The following is an 11,997-nucleotide window of genomic DNA, read 5'->3' on the forward strand; positions in this document are numbered from 1 at the left end:
CGCGGCTCGGGCTCCCGCTCGCGGGCGGGCGGCGCCAGGTCGGGGCCGGGCTCCGTGCGCGGCGGCAGCGTCGGCGTGCCGGTCCCGCCCCCACTGCCGGCGGAGAAGTCGAAGCCCCCGCTGGCCGTGTAGGTGTTGCCCTGCCTGGGCTTCTCCTCGGCGGCCGGGGTCTCGAGCTCCTCGGACTCGCGCAGGCTGATCCTGCGCCTGCGGCTGATCGTGAGGCCGGCGACCAGGGCGATCAGCACGACCACCGCGACCACGACCACGATGATCCAGAGGGTCTGCGTCGTCACACCCCCAGCCTTGCACGCCCGGTGCCACCCCACCGGCCGCGGTCGGCGAACCGCCCGGCGGCAGCGCTCAGGAGGCCGGCCGCAGCCGCTGCGAGATCACGGTCGTGATGCCGTCGCCCCGCATCGAGACGCCGTAGAGGGCGTCGGCGACCTCCATGGTCGGCTTCTGGTGCGTGATGACGATGAGCTGCGAGGTGGCGCGCAGCTCCTCCATCAGCGAGATGAGCCGGCGGAGGTTGGCGTCGTCGAGGGCGGCCTCGATCTCGTCGAGCACGTAGAAGGGCGAGGGGCGCGCGCGGAAGATCGCGACCAGCAGCGCCATCGCGGTGAGCGAGCGCTCCCCGCCGGAGAGCAGCGACAGCCGCTTGACCTTCTTGCCCGGCGGGCGCGCCTCCACCTCGATGCCCGTGGTCAGCATGTCCGACGGGTCGGTGAGCACCAGCCGGCCGTCGCCGCCCGGGAAGAGCGTGGCGAAGACCGTCTCGAACTCCCGCGCGACGTCCTCGTACGCCTGCGTGAAGACCTCGAGGATCTTGTCGTCGACCTCGCGGACCACGGTGAGCAGGTCGCGCCGGGTGTTCTTGAGGTCCTCGAGCTGCGTGGAGAGGAAGGTGTAGCGCTCCTCGAGCGCCGCGAACTCCTCCAGCGCGAGCGGGTTGACCTTGCCGAGCAGCGCCAGGTCCTTCTCGGCGCGCTTGGCCCGCCGCTCCTGCGCGGCGCGGTCGTAGGGCATGGCGGGCGGGGCGACGACGTCCTCCCCGCGCTCCTTCGCCGCCTCGTACTCCGCGACCTCGGCCGGCGACGGCGGCACCCCGACCGACGGCCCGTACTCGGCCACCAGGTCGTCGACGGCGATGCCGTGGTCGGCCAGCGCCTTCTCGGTGAGCTGCTCGAGCCGCAGCCGGGACTGCGCGCGGGCCACCTCGTCCCGGTGCACGGCGTCGACCAGCTTGTCGAGCAGCGCCGACAACCGCCCGGTGGTGGCCCGGGCCTCGGTCAGCGCGGCCTCCCGCTCGGCCCGGGCGGCGGCGACCTCGTCCCGCTCGGCGGCCGCGGAACCCAGGGAGACCTCGATCCGCTCCAGCGCGCGGGCACCGGCTCCGACCACCAGGTCGGCGACGGCGGCGCTGCGCTCCCGCTCGCGCCGCGCGGCCTCCGCGCGGGCCCGGGCCTGCCGCTCCGACGACGCCTGCCGCCGCAGCGAGTCCGCCTTGCCGGCGATCGCGCGGGCCCGCTCCTCGGCGGTGCGCAGCGCCAGCCGGCACTCCACCTCCTCGGACCGGGCCTCGGCCAGCTTCTCCGCGGCGGTGTCGCGGACCTCGGTGTCCGGCTCGTCGTCGACCGGCTCGCCCTCCGCGACCAGGAGCTGCTGCTCGGCCGCCTCCAGCGCCAGCAGGGACTCCGACCGCCGGGCCTCCACCGCGTCCCGCCGCTGGCGCAGCCGCTGCGCCTCCTGCTCCGCGGACCGGACGACCTGCTCGAGCCGGCCGAGCTGGCTGCCCGCCGCCGCGCGCCGCTGCTCGGCGGCCCGGCGCTCGGCCGTGGCGGCCTCGACGTCCGCCTTCCGCGCGGCCTCCTCGGCCCGCGCGCCGTCGAGGGCGGGGCGCAGCCGGGCGAGCTCGGCGTCGTTCGTGTCGCGGGCGGCGACGGCCTCGTCGACCGCGGCCTGCACCTCGAGCGCGCTCGAGCCGCCGCCGGACCCGCCGCGCGCCCGGAACGCCTCCAGCACGTCCCCCTCGGGCGTGACGGCGACGAGCCCCGCCTCTGCCACGGTCCGGGCCTCGTCGAGGGAGTCGACCAGCACCACGCGCTCGAGCAGCGACGCGACGGCGGCCGCCAGCCGCGCCGGAGCACGCACCGCGTCCGCGGCCCACCGCCCGACGGGCGGGGCCCCGGCCGCGGGAGCACGGAGATCGACGAGCCCCGCCTCGGGAGCAGCACGGTCCCCGCCCACCAGCAGCGTCGCGGACCCGTGGTCCCCCGACCGCAGCTCGCGCAGCGCGTCGACCGCCGCGCCTGCGGACTCCACCGCGACCCCCTCGGCCAGCTCGCCGAGCACGGCCGCGACCGCGGTCCGGGCCGCGGGCGCGACCTCCAGGAGCTCGGCGACGGCGCCGACGACCCCCGCCCGCTCGCCGGAGAGCAGCGCCCTGCTGCCGTCCTTGCGCGCGAGCCCGACCGACAGGGCGTCGACCCGCGCCCGCCAGTGGGCCCGCTGCTGCTCCAGCTCCCGCTCCTGCGCGACGAGCTCGCGGACCCGGGCCGCCGCCGACTCCTGCGCCTCGAGGGCGGCCTCCACGAGCGCCGCCGGCTCGCCCGAGTCCGCCTCGTCGAGGACACCGAGCTGCTCGCGCGCGGCCTCCAGCTCCTCGGCCGCGGTGACGATCCGGGCTTCGGCCTCGCCGAGCGCCTCGGACAGCCGCTCGATCTCCTCGGCGGTGGCGGCCGCCCCGCTGCGCAGCGCCTCGGCCTTGCCCGCGAGCGTCGCGAGGCCGGCCTTGCGGTCGGCGATCGCCCGGACCGCGGCCATGTGCGCGCGCTCGGCGGCCTGCAGGGTGCGCTCGTGCTCGGCCCGCTCCTCCAGCACCTCGGCGAGCCGCTGCCGGGCCTCGACCACGGCCGCGACCAGCTCCTCCTCCTGCTCGGCGACGAGGTCGGCCTCGGCCTCCAGCTCGTCCGGGTCCCGCCCCGGCGTGCGCCCGGACTCCGCGGAGGCGAGGTGCCGGGCGCGCTCCTCGGCCAGCCGCACGGTGCCGCGCAGCCGCTCGGCCAGCGACGACAGCGAGTACCAGGTGTCCTGCGCGCGCTGCAGCCGCGGCGCGTCGGCCGCCAGGGCCTCCTCCAGCTCGCCCTGCCGCGCGCGGGCCACGTCGAGCTGCTCGGACACCTCGGCCCGGCGCTCGCGGGCCTGTTGCTCGTCCGCCTCCTCGCGGGCCAGCGCGTCCCGCAGGGTGACGATGTCGTCCGCCGCGAGCCGGATCCGCGCGTCCCGCAGCTCTGCCTGCACCTGCTGCGCCTTGCGCGCGATCTCCGCCTGCCGGCCCAGCGGCTTGAGCTGGCGGCGCAGCTCGGCGGTGAGGTCCGTGAGCCGCGTGAGGTTGGCCTGCATCGCGTCGAGCTTGCGGAGCGCCTTCTCCTTGCGCTTGCGATGCTTGAGGACGCCCGCGGCCTCCTCGATGTAGGCGCGCCGCTCCTCCGGCTTGGAGCGCAGGATCGCGTCGAGCTGGCCCTGCCCCACCACGACGTGCATCTCCCGGCCGATGCCGGAGTCCGAGAGCAGCTCCTGGATGTCGAGCAGCCGGCAGGAGCTGCCGTTGATCTCGTACTCGCCGGCCCCGTCGCGGAACATCCGGCGGGTGATCGAGACCTCGGAGTACTCGATCGGCAGGGCACCGTCGGAGTTGTCGATGGTGAGCGTGACCTCGGCGCGCCCGAGCGGTTGCCGGCCGGACGTGCCGGCGAAGATCACGTCCTCCATCTTCCCCCCGCGCAGCGCCTTGGCCCCCTGCTCGCCGAGCACCCAGGAGATCGCGTCGACGACGTTGGACTTGCCGGACCCGTTGGGCCCGACGACGCACGTGATCCCCGGTTCCAGGCGCAGCGTCGTGGCCGAGGCGAAGGACTTGAAGCCCTTCAGCGTCAGGCTCTTGAGGTGCACGGCGGCGGTCTCCGGGATGTCTCGGGGGGTGAGCGGAGCGTACCGGCCTGCACCGACGGTCCCGGGGCCCGCGCGGGCGCGGGCCCCGGGACGGGTCAGGAGGCGGTCGCGGCGTTCACCAGCCAGCGCACCCCGAACCGGTCGGTCACCATGCCGAACTTGTCGCCCCACATCTGCTTCTCGAACGGCACCTCCACCACGCCGCCCTCCGCGAGGCCGGTGAACCAGCCCGCGAGCTTCGCCTCGTCGTCCCCGGACAGGCTGACCGAGACGGCGGTGCGCCCGGCCGCCCGCTCCGCGTCGCCGTCCGACGCCATGAGCAGGAACCCGTCCGGCGTGGTGAGCTGCGCGTGCATGACGCCCTCCGGCGGCGGGACGGGCCCCTCGGCCCCCATGTCCCCGAAGGTGCTGACCTGCAGGTCGCCGCCGAGGACGGAGCGGTAGAACTCCATCGCGGCGCGGGCCTCGGTGTCGAAGTGCAGGTAGGGGTTCAGCGTGACGGCCATGCGGTGCCTCCTCCGGGACGGTGTGCGACGCACCGTAGACCCGCGGACCGACAGGAGATCGACGCTCAGGCCTCGACGAACCCGGCGAACCCGCCCTTCGGGTCGCCCCATTGCTCGACGACCTCCTCGACCCGCCCGGGTGTCTCCCCGCCACGCAGCAGGCCGAGCAGCCGCTCGCACCGCTCCCGGTCACCCTCCGCGACCACCGCGACCCGGCCGTCGTCGAGGTTGCGGGCCTGCCCGACGAGCCCCAGCTCCAGCGCCCGCGACCGCGTCCACCAGCGGAAACCCACGCCCTGCACGCGGCCCCGCACCCATGCGGTGAGCCGAACGGTCGAATCGTCGTTGCTGCTCATCGCCTTGCTACGTTACCGGGCCGTGACCGGTCCGGTGCCCCGCACGCGGGCGCTCCCCCTCCTGGCCGGGCTCGCCCTCGGGGCGCTGCTCGCGGCTCTCGGCGTCACGGCCCTCGTGCCCGACGCCTGGTCCGTCGCGCTCGCCGGGGCCACCTCCCCCGGGCCGACGACCACCGCCACCTCCGGACCGGCCCCGCCGCCGACGACCACGCGGCTCCCGGTCGCGGCGCCGGCGTCGACCACCACGACGGTCCCGCCGACCACGACGCCCGCGCCGACCACCACCACGAGGCCGCGTCCGACACCGACCACCACCCGGCCCGCGCCGATCACCGCGCCGCGCCCCGCCGCCGGACCGGTCGCCGAGGTCGTCGCGCTGACCAACCGGGCCCGCGCCGCCGCCGGCGGCGGCGCCCTCACCACCGACGCCCGGATCACCCGCGCCGCCCAGGGGCACAGCGACGACATGGCGGCACAGGACTACTTCGACCACGACAGCCCCGACGGCCGCGGGTTCGCCGACCGCATCGCCGCCGCCGGCTACCCCTCCCCCGGCGCCGAGAACATCGCCATGGGCCAGCGCACCTCGGCCGCGGTGGTCGAGGCATGGATGAACTCCCCCGGCCACCGCCGCAACATCGAGGACTGCTCGCTCACCACGATCGGGGTCGGACTCGCGGCCGACGGGTACTACTGGACCCAGGACTTCGGCCGCTGACCCACGTAGGCTCCGGGCGGCAGTCGCAGGTGGGAGGTGTCCTCATTGTCCGTCGTGGACAACGCGGTGTACGTCGACGGCCGTCGGGCCGAGGAGCCCGAGACGCTCGACCAGACCGTCGAGACCCTCCAGCGGTGCGGGGACGGGCGGGCCACCTTCTGCTGGATCGGCCTGCTGCGGCCGGGACCCGAGGACATCAAGGCCGTCGAGGACGAGTTCGGGCTGCACGAGCTCGCCGTCGAGGACACCCTGCACGGCCACCAGCGCCCCAAGCTGGAGCGGTACGGCCACACCGAGTTCGCCGTGCTCCGCCCCGCCCGGTACGTCGACGAGGAGGAGGAGGTCGAGATCGGTGAGATCCACCTCTTCCTCGGCCCGGACTTCGTGGTCACCGTGCGGCACGCCGAGGAGCCCGACCTCGCCGAGGTCCGGCAGCGGCTCGAGCGCGATCCGGAGCTGATGGCGCACGGCCCGTTCGCGGTGTTCTACGCCGTGCTCGACAAGGTCGTCGACGACTACGGGCCGGTGCTCGACGGGCTGCAGGACGACGTGGACCAGATCGAGAGCCAGGTCTGGAACGCCGATCCGGCCGTCTCGCGGCGCATCTACCAGCTCACCCGCGAGGTCATCGAGTTCCAGCGGGCGGTCGACCCGCTGGCGGAGATCTTCGACGAGCTGCGCACCCGCTTCGGCAAGCAGAGCACCACCCCGGACCTCGAGCTGCGCCGGCTCATGCGCGACGTCCAGGACCACGCCACCCGGGCCCGCGAGCGCACGCAGGGCCTGCGCGACCTGCTCGCGAACATCCTCACCGTCAACTCGACGCTCGTCGCGCAGCGGCAGAACGACGAGATGACCCGCCTGACCGAGGCCGGGTACGTGCAGAACGAGCAGATGAAGAAGGTGTCCTCCTGGGCGGCCATCCTCTTCGCGCCGACATTGATCGCGGGCGTGTACGGCATGAACTTCACGCACATGCCCGAGTTAGGGTGGCCTTTCGGTTATCCCTTTGCGATCGGATTGATGCTGCTCCTCGGGCTGCTTCTGTACGTGCTATTCAAGCGACGCGGCTGGCTGTAGGACCTACACGATCTTCCCCCAGGTCAGACGGCGTTTTTTGCGTCCAAGGGAACGAAACGTCCGAGGCGCCCGCGCCGAGTAGTCGGCTAAGCGCGCGGAGGCGTCCACGCGCCCAGGCGGTGTCGTGGTCGGGGGGACCGATGTGGGACGAGCGATGGCTCGCACAGGCACTTCTCGAATTCGCGGACACGGTCGGTGGCGGTTTCGACGAGGACGAGTTCGCCGGCCGGCTCTCCCGCCGCTCCGGCGAACTGGCCGGGGTCGGCTGCACCGGCGTGGCGCTCGCGGCGCCGAAGGGCGGGCTGCGGTTCGCCGCCGCGACCGAGCCCGCCGGGCGGATGCTCCACGCCGTCCAGGACCGGTACGGGCAGGGCCCGACCCTGACCTGTTACCGGTCCGGCCGCACCGTGCACGTCGGCGACCTGACCTCCTCGAGCTCGCGGTGGCCCGCATTCGCCGCGGCGGTCGTCGGGGCGGGTTTCCGCGGGGTGCACGCCGTCCCGCTGCGCCGGCACGACGTCGGGGTCGGCACGGTGAGCCTCTACCTGCGCGAGGGCCCGGAGCTTCCGCCGAGGTCGGTGGACGCGCTGGAGGCGCTCGCCGCGGCCGCGGCGGTCGGGGTGCTCCAGCAGCGGTCCCGCCGGCACCACGAGGTGCTCGCGCGCCAGCTCCAGGAGGCGCTCGACCGGCGCATCGTCGTCGAACAGGCGAAGGGGATGCTCGCCGAGCGGATGCGCATCGACCCGCAGGAGGCCTTCGAGCGGCTCCGCTCCCATGCCCGGCGCTACCGCCGCACCGTGCACGGCCTGGCGGCCGCGATCGTCGACACGCCGGCCGGGCCGGACGTGCACGGGCTCACGGCGCCGAATCCGGTCCCATGCGCAGTGTGCGGCTGACGACGGCGCGGGCGACCTCGACGAGGGTCGTGCCGCGCTCGCCGGCGTAGGCCCCCAGCCGCCGCTGGGCCTCGTCGACGTCCACCCCGAGCTGGACCGCGACCATTCCGGTCGCCTGCAGCACCACCGCCTGGTCCGCGTCGGCCACGCCCCGGTCCCGGTCGTCCGGACCGGGAGCGCCCACCACGCCGTCCCCCGCCGGCTCACCGAGGAGGACCGCCCCCGCCGCGTCGGCGAAGGCCGCGGCACGGGTGAGGACCTCCGGTGCGGAGGCGAGCGACGCGCCGCTCACCAGCGTCAGGGTGCCGACGACGACCGTCCCCACCCGGACGGGGAGGGCGGCGAACCCGGCGACGCCGGCCCGGGCCGCGAAGTCCGCGAAGGTGCCCGGCCCGGTCGAGCCGTCCGCGACGACCACCGCGCTGTCCTCCGCCGCCTCGACGGCGGGCCCCCGGCCGCTCGCCTGGTGCCACTCCTCGGCGGCGCGGCTGCGGGCGTCCGTGGCGGCGAGCAGCTGGCGCCCGCGCGGGCTGACCGCGGTGAGCGCGACGCCGTCCACGCCGAGGTCGTCCGCGCACGCGCGGCACACGTCCTCGGGCCCGACGGTGGGCGACCCGCGCCGTTCCGCGGCGGCGGCGATCAGGGACCAGACGCGCGAACGCCGGTCCCCCGCGGTACCGGCATCGTCGGCCATGCGGACCCTCTGTCGGACGACGGGTGCGGCACGGAACCGCGCTGGGCCTCGACGATCCCGTGATGACGTCCGTCAGTGAACCAGACCGGTCAGGCCGCCGCGCTCGAATCGAGCGCGTGTCACCACCGGGGGTGAAGGCGTTTCACCCGGTCCGCCGGGTGTGCGAAGGCTGGTGCGGGTGCCGTCGAGCAGCAGGACGCGATCGGCCCGCGAGGCCGAGCCGGACCGGTGGGCCACGACCAGCAGTGTCCCGCCGCGCTCCCGGAAGGCCTGCTCGGCGACCTGCTCGGCGGCGGGGTCGAGGTGACAGCAGGCCTCGTCGAGGATGCAGAAGCGCGCCCGGGACAGATGGGCCCTGGCCAGCGCGAGGAGCTGGCGCTGCCCGGCCGAGAGCGCCGCCGGCACGATCTCGGCGCGGTAGCCGCCCAGGCCGTCGACCAGTTCCTCGGCGCCGACCGCCCGCACGCTGCGGTGCATCGCCGCCGGAGCGGCGAACGGCGTGAGGTAGGCGAGGTTCTCCGCCACCGTGCCCCGGAACAGGTACGCCTGCTGAGGCACCAGCGTGATCGCGGCGGGCCGGACCCGAGGATGCAGCGTGCCCAGCGGCACCCCGCCCAGCCGTACCTCGCCGCGCGTAGGCACCAGCAGCCCGGCGAGGAGCTGGGTGAGCGTCGACTTGCCGCCGCCGCTCGGCCCCACCACCGCCAGGTGCTCGCCGTCGGCGAGGTCCAGGTCCAGGCCGTCGACGACCGGGGCGGAGTGCGGCCCGTAGGCGAAGGTCAGCCCCCGGGCCCGGACGTCCGCGCGCACGGGTGGGACGCCGATCAGCCCCCGCGCGGTCGCGTGCCGGCGGCGCGGCCAGGCGAGCGTCGCGGCGGGGCGTGGGGCCGGCACGGTCTCCGGCTCGGTTCCCGCCGCGCTGCCCGCCCCGCCGGTCGTGGCTCCCAGCTCCGCCAGCCGCCGCACGGTGACGGCGAGCTGCAGCGCCATGCTGCCCACGACCTGGACCAGCGACGAGAGCGCCGGGCCGAGCGACACGAGCAGGTAGCTCGCGGCCCCGACGAGCTCGCCGGCCGTGAGCAGCCCGTTGCCGACCAGCAGGGGTCCGGCCAGCAGGAGGGCTGCCAACGGCACCTGGCCACCGAGCGCGACGACCAGCACCCGCAGCACCGAGGCGCGCCCGAGGGCGCGGGCGGCGGTGACCTGCTCGTCGATGCGCGAGTGCAGGACGTCGGCGGCGCGGTGCCCGGCCTGACAGGCCAGTACGTCGCGCAGGCCGAAGAGGACCCCGGCCGCCTCGGTGGCGATGGCCTCCTCGGCGAGGACGGTGCGGCGCTGCCGGTGGGCCAGCGGCCGCAGCAGCCGACCGAACAGGAGCAGCGCCGCCACCAGCGGCGGCAGCACGAGGACGAGCAGCACCGGGGACAGCAGGGCGAGCCCGGCCACGCCGGCGACGAGTGCGACGACGACCTGCCGGGCCGTGCGCAGCAGGGCCGCGCCGGTGAGGCGCACGCTCTCCACCTGCCCGGTGAGCCGGGCGACGGCGGCGGCGTCGCCGCCGTCGTGCGCCGGGCCGGTCCCGGCGACGGCCGTGCGCAGGGTCGCGGTCACCACGTACCGCACGAGGTGGTCGCGCTGGGCCTCGGCGATCCGAGCCACCCGGGGCACGACCTGGCGGGTGGCCAGGGCCCCGCACAGCGCCAGACCGAGGAGCACCGCCAGCAGGGTCATCCCGCGCCCGGGCCGGTCGGCGAGAAAGCCGTCGTCGAGCGCGGTGGCGACCAGCCGTCCGGTCAGCACGGCCGGTACCGCCTCGCACGCGCTGAACAGGACGAGCCCGGCCCAGGCCCGGCGCGTCCCGCGCATCCCGGCCCGGAGCAGGGCGACAGCGGGGGTCGGCCCGGTCGCCGGCACCGCCGCGGCCCTCACGACGTCACCGGGACCGCGGCGCCGACCGCCACGAACAGGGCCCGGTACTCCGGGTCCGCCCACAGCTCGGTGTGCGGGGCGTAGGCGCGGATCCGGCCCTCGTGCAGCCAGGCGACCCGGTGCGCCTCCGCCGCGGTCACGGCCTTCCGGGTCACGATCACGCGGGTACGCCCGCGCAGCACCGTCGCGAGCGCCTGCTCGACCTCGGCCTCGGTTGCGCTGTCGAGGCTCGCGGTGGCGTCGTCGACGACCGTGATGCGCGCGTCCTGGGCCACCGCCCGGGCCAGCCCGAGCCGCTGGAGCTCCCCGCCGGAGAGCGGGGCGCCCGCCGGCGGCGTGCGGTATCCGAGCGGCAGCATGTCCACGAACCGGTCCGCCCGGGCGGCGCGCGCCGCGTCGGCGATGGTCCGGTCGTCGGCGTCGGGTCTGCCGTACCCGATCGCCTCGGCGAGGGTGGCGCCCGGCAGCGCGGGCCGCTCGAAGGCGTAGGCGACGGTGCGCCGCAGCGTGGCGTCGTCGAGGTCGGTGGTCGGGCGGCCGTCGACCAGCACGACGCCCTCGTCCGGGCGGTACAGCCCGCCGAACAGGCCGACGAGCACGGTCTTCCCCGAGCCGGACGCGCCGACGACCGCGGTGCAGCCCCCCGGGACCAGCAACAGGTTGACGTCGTCCAGGACCGTCCGGCCGCCGAGCCGGACGGTCACCCCGGACAGCCGCGCCCGGCCGGGTCCGGTCGCCGGGCCGGGTCGCCGGGGCCCGGGCGCCGGTCCCGGGGCGGACCGGTCGACGATCGCCGCGAGGCGGGCCGCGGCGGCGCGGCACTGCGCGATCTCCAGCACGGTGTCCACGGCCCGTGCCCCACCGAGCACGAGCTCCGTGTAGCCGACGGCGGCGACCGCGGCCCCCACGGTCATCCGCTCTTGCGACACGCCGAAGCCGGCCACCGCCAGCACCACGATCCGCAGCACCGGGGTGAGCAGGGCGAAGGACCAGCCCAGATCGCGCTGCTGCGCCCAGAACCGCGCGCCTGCCGCGCGCAGGGCGGGCAGCGGGGCCAGCACGCGGGTGATCTCGGCGTCGACGGTGCCGCTGGCGCGGATCGTCCGCCGCCCCGCGAGCGCGTCGGTGAGCCGGGCCGCGACCGCCGCCTGGGCCTGCTGGTAGTCGGTGAAGGCGCCGACGGTCCGGCGGGCGAACCGGCGGGCGAGCAGGACGCCCACGGGCACCAGCGTCAGGACCGCGACCGCGGTCCACACGTCGACCAGGGCGAGCGCGATCACCGCGGCCACGCCGACGAGCATCCCGGTGAGCACCCCGACGGTCATCGTCGGCACGCGCCCGGCCGCCGCGGCGACCCCCGTGAGGCGGGCGGTGGCGTCGCCGGCCGGAACGTCTGCGGGTCCGGAGGAGCCCCGGCCGAGCAGGCCGGCCACGCCGCGGCGGCGGAGCCACGCTGTGTTCCGGGCGACGCCCGTGGTCGTCGCCAGGGCGCCGAGGGCGGCGGCGGACACCCCCGTCGCCACGACCCCGAGCAGGAGCAGCACGGCCGTGGACGGGCCCGCGCCCGCCCGCGGTGCGAGCACGGAGTCGACGGCCGCGGCCAGGGCGGCGGGTGCGAGCAGGGAGCTCGTCGCGGCGAGCACGGCGGCCGCCGCCGCGCCCGCGGTGGTGGCGGCGGTGTGGCGCGCCGCGGACCACAGCAGCCGGGAGGCGGTGGGGTCGGTGGGCTCCGTCGAGGATCGGCGCATGGGCCTTCCCGGGCTCGGACCCCCGCGGCTACGTCCAGAACCACGTACAGGGGGTGCCGGTGAGCCGGCGGATCGAGACATGAGTGTGGACCCGAGTTGGGACCCGAGTTGGGACC

At 76.1% G+C, this 11,997-nt stretch carries 9 protein-coding genes and 1 pseudogene; 3 read left to right on the forward strand and 7 right to left on the reverse strand.

From position 1 onward, the window contains the following. From AB0B41_RS40760 to AB0B41_RS40775, 4 genes and pseudogenes are all read right to left on the reverse strand, one after another. Positions 1-296, reverse strand: a pseudogene (locus tag AB0B41_RS40760) (signal recognition particle-docking protein FtsY); the annotation flags it as partial. A 67-nt stretch (positions 297-363) separates the two neighbouring features. Continuing rightward, positions 364-3,954: a chromosome segregation protein SMC gene (gene smc / locus AB0B41_RS40765; RefSeq protein ID WP_358212388.1), complete on the reverse strand. Its 3,591-nt coding sequence runs from the start codon at positions 3,952-3,954 to the stop codon at positions 364-366. 95 nt (positions 3,955-4,049) lie between these two features. After that, entirely contained in the window at positions 4,050-4,460 is a 411-nt protein-coding gene (locus tag AB0B41_RS40770; RefSeq protein WP_358212389.1) for a VOC family protein, read from the reverse strand. A 65-nt stretch (positions 4,461-4,525) separates the two neighbouring features. Beyond that, complete coding sequence (locus AB0B41_RS40775; RefSeq protein ID WP_358212390.1) at positions 4,526-4,816, reverse strand: acylphosphatase; 291 nt, start codon at positions 4,814-4,816, stop codon at positions 4,526-4,528. 22 nt (positions 4,817-4,838) lie between these two features. Between AB0B41_RS40775 and AB0B41_RS40780 the strand changes: the two genes are divergently transcribed. The 3 genes from AB0B41_RS40780 (at position 4,839) to AB0B41_RS40790 (ending at position 7,510) form a co-directional block, all read left to right on the forward strand. Next, the gene (locus AB0B41_RS40780; protein WP_358212391.1) at positions 4,839-5,534 is read left to right on the forward strand and encodes a CAP domain-containing protein; all 696 of its coding nucleotides are present in this window, start codon (positions 4,839-4,841) and stop codon (positions 5,532-5,534) included. Between the two features lie 36 nt (positions 5,535-5,570). Then, positions 5,571-6,614 carry a magnesium and cobalt transport protein CorA gene (locus AB0B41_RS40785; RefSeq protein ID WP_358212392.1) on the forward strand — a complete coding sequence of 348 codons (1,044 nt, stop codon included), beginning with the start codon at positions 5,571-5,573 and terminating at the stop codon, positions 6,612-6,614. Positions 6,615-6,754: 140 nt separating this feature from the next. Next, positions 6,755-7,510: a GAF and ANTAR domain-containing protein gene (locus tag AB0B41_RS40790; RefSeq protein ID WP_358212393.1), complete on the forward strand. Its 756-nt coding sequence runs from the start codon at positions 6,755-6,757 to the stop codon at positions 7,508-7,510. Here AB0B41_RS40790 and AB0B41_RS40795 read toward each other — a convergent pair. From AB0B41_RS40795 to AB0B41_RS40805, 3 genes are all read right to left on the reverse strand, one after another. Next, positions 7,470-8,204 carry an ANTAR domain-containing protein gene (locus AB0B41_RS40795; RefSeq protein WP_358212394.1) on the reverse strand — a complete coding sequence of 245 codons (735 nt, stop codon included), beginning with the start codon at positions 8,202-8,204 and terminating at the stop codon, positions 7,470-7,472. The two genes, AB0B41_RS40790 and AB0B41_RS40795, sit on opposite strands and share 41 nt — an antisense overlap. A 72-nt stretch (positions 8,205-8,276) precedes the next feature. After that, the gene (locus AB0B41_RS40800) at positions 8,277-10,133 is read right to left on the reverse strand and encodes an ATP-binding cassette domain-containing protein (RefSeq protein WP_358212395.1); all 1,857 of its coding nucleotides are present in this window, start codon (positions 10,131-10,133) and stop codon (positions 8,277-8,279) included. Continuing rightward, on the reverse strand, positions 10,130-11,881 hold the full coding sequence (locus tag AB0B41_RS40805; protein WP_358212396.1) for an ABC transporter ATP-binding protein: 1,752 nt from the start codon (positions 11,879-11,881) through the stop codon (positions 10,130-10,132). The genes AB0B41_RS40800 and AB0B41_RS40805 overlap by 4 nt, the downstream gene beginning before the upstream one ends. Positions 11,882-11,997: the final 116 nt, after the last annotated feature.

The organism is Pseudonocardia sp. NPDC049154 (assembly GCF_040648315.1).
In the GTDB taxonomy this organism is placed as follows: domain Bacteria; phylum Actinomycetota; class Actinomycetes; order Mycobacteriales; family Pseudonocardiaceae; genus Pseudonocardia.

Excerpts from the sequence above, each read along its gene's own strand:
- AB0B41_RS40770 (WP_358212389.1), bottom strand. The coding sequence starts at position 4,460 with ATGGCCGTCACGCTGAACCCCTACCTGCACTTCGACACCGAGGCCCGC.
- AB0B41_RS40775 (WP_358212390.1), bottom strand. The coding sequence starts at position 4,816 with ATGAGCAGCAACGACGATTCGACCGTTCGGCTCACCGCATGGGTGCGG.
- AB0B41_RS40790 (WP_358212393.1), top strand. The coding sequence starts at position 6,755 with ATGTGGGACGAGCGATGGCTCGCACAGGCACTTCTCGAATTCGCGGAC.
- AB0B41_RS40795 (WP_358212394.1), bottom strand. The coding sequence starts at position 8,204 with ATGGCCGACGATGCCGGTACCGCGGGGGACCGGCGTTCGCGCGTCTGG.
- AB0B41_RS40805 (WP_358212396.1), bottom strand. The coding sequence starts at position 11,881 with ATGCGCCGATCCTCGACGGAGCCCACCGACCCCACCGCCTCCCGGCTG.